Source organism: Streptomyces sp. NPDC059564 (assembly GCF_042735575.1).
Lineage (GTDB): Bacteria > Actinomycetota > Actinomycetes > Streptomycetales > Streptomycetaceae > Streptomyces.
The window spans coordinates 1-1,553 of record NZ_JBHWBP010000675.1; the positions used below are offsets into that span (position 1 = coordinate 1).

The following is a 1,553-nucleotide window of genomic DNA, read 5'->3' on the forward strand; positions in this document are numbered from 1 at the left end:
GGGGCCGTCGGGGGCGGCGGGGGTGCTGCTCGCCTGCGGCGGGCCGCCATCGCGCCCCCCAGGGGGCCGGGGGGGTCCCCTCTTTGCACCGCCCCCGGGCCCCCCCCCACGGCTCCAGGCCCATGGACAAAGCGCGGCCCCGTCCTGGACTTACGGATCAGGTCGAGGCCGGCACCAGCACCACGGCCGTGCCGTAGGCGCACACCTCGGTCCCGACGTCGGCGGCTTCGGTCACGTCGAAGCGCATCATCAGCACCGCGTTCGCGCCGCGCGCCTTGGCCTGGTCGATGAGCCGGTCCATCGCCTGGTTGCGGGTCTCCACGAGGGTCTTCGTCAGGCCCTTCAGCTCGCCGCCGATCATGGACTTCAGTCCGGCGCCGATCTGGCTGCCGAGGTGCCGGGAGCGCACGGTCAGCCCGAACACCTCCCCGATGACCTGCTCCACCCGGTATCCGGGGACGTCGTTGGTCGTGACGACGAGCACACCGGTCTGCTGGGCGCCGGGGCCGCCGCCGTAGTCTTCGATACCCATGCGCCCCACTGTGGCCCCGGCCGCGGCCGCACGCGTCCGTGGCGCGCCGCCCGGGGGCGGGGACGGCCGGATCCGTTCCCCGCGGCGGCCTGCCGGGGCGGGGGCGCGGATTGGGCATATCGGGCTATCGTGCGGTGCGCCGCCGGGGGCCCGCGGCGCGCCGTCGCCATAGTCGTCCCTGGCAGCCGCCAGGCTGCCGCCCCGGTCCGTGTGCCATGCGGCCGGGCGGACGTCTTCGTAGAGGAGCCGGCTCATGCTGAAGCCCCCCAGGACCATCCTCGCCCTCACCGCCGGAAGCCTGCTGCTCGGCCTGTCGGGTGCGGGTGCCGCCGTCGCGGACCAGGGTCCGATGGACGACGGGCCCAGCGTCTACCCCAAGCCGAAGCACGCGCTCGGAAAGGTCGTCTCCCACGGGCCGCTCAAGGTCCGCAGCTACCCGAGCACGCACGCCAAGGTCGTCGGCAAGGTGTACCCGCACGAGAAGCTGGCCATCGAGTGCAAGGAGCGCGGTCAGAAGGTCGACGGGAACGACCTGTGGTACCTGCTGGACGGCAAGAAGGACGGGCGCGAGCCCGTGGACGGCATGGAGCCCGTGGACGGCATGCAGCCCGTCGACGGCATGCAGCCCGTCGACGGCATGCAGCCCGGAGATGGCGCTGACGGCTCGGACGGCACTGACGGGACCGACGGCACGGACCCCGGGGATTTCCGCAAGGACCGTCACGAGTACAAGCAAGCCTGGGTCTCGGCCCGTTACGTCAAGGACATCACCCCCGTGAAGTGGTGCCGCCTCTGACCTTCCCGGTCACCCGGCCGGGCGTACGGTACGGGGCCCCACGCACTCCGCGCCGTACGCCCGCACTCTGGCCCGCAGTTCCCGGTCCGCGGTGACCACCACGCAGGAACGCCCGGCAGCGGCGGCGACCAGTTCCACGATCCGGTCGTGGCCGCGGGCGGGCGCCGCGTCCCCCCCTACCCCCGGGGCGGTCACGACCCCCCGGGCGGCGCCCGCCACCCCCAG

General features: G+C 73.8%; 2 protein-coding genes and 1 pseudogene. 1 reads left to right on the top strand and 2 read right to left on the bottom strand.

What is annotated here, in order from left to right:
- Window positions 1-157 precede the first annotated feature (157 nt).
- Entirely contained in the window at window positions 158-532 is a 375-nt protein-coding gene (locus ACFV0Q_RS41530) for a YbjQ family protein (RefSeq protein ID WP_385013296.1), read from the bottom strand.
- A gap of 253 nt (window positions 533-785) precedes the next feature.
- Here ACFV0Q_RS41530 and ACFV0Q_RS41535 point away from each other — a divergent pair, with 253 nt between their 5' ends.
- Window positions 786-1,328, top strand: coding sequence for a hypothetical protein (locus tag ACFV0Q_RS41535; protein ID WP_385013297.1), 543 nt, complete (start codon window positions 786-788; stop codon window positions 1,326-1,328).
- A gap of 9 nt (window positions 1,329-1,337) precedes the next feature.
- Here the strand turns inward: ACFV0Q_RS41535 and ACFV0Q_RS41540 are convergent.
- Window positions 1,338-1,553, bottom strand: a pseudogene (locus ACFV0Q_RS41540) (NTP pyrophosphohydrolase); the annotation flags it as partial.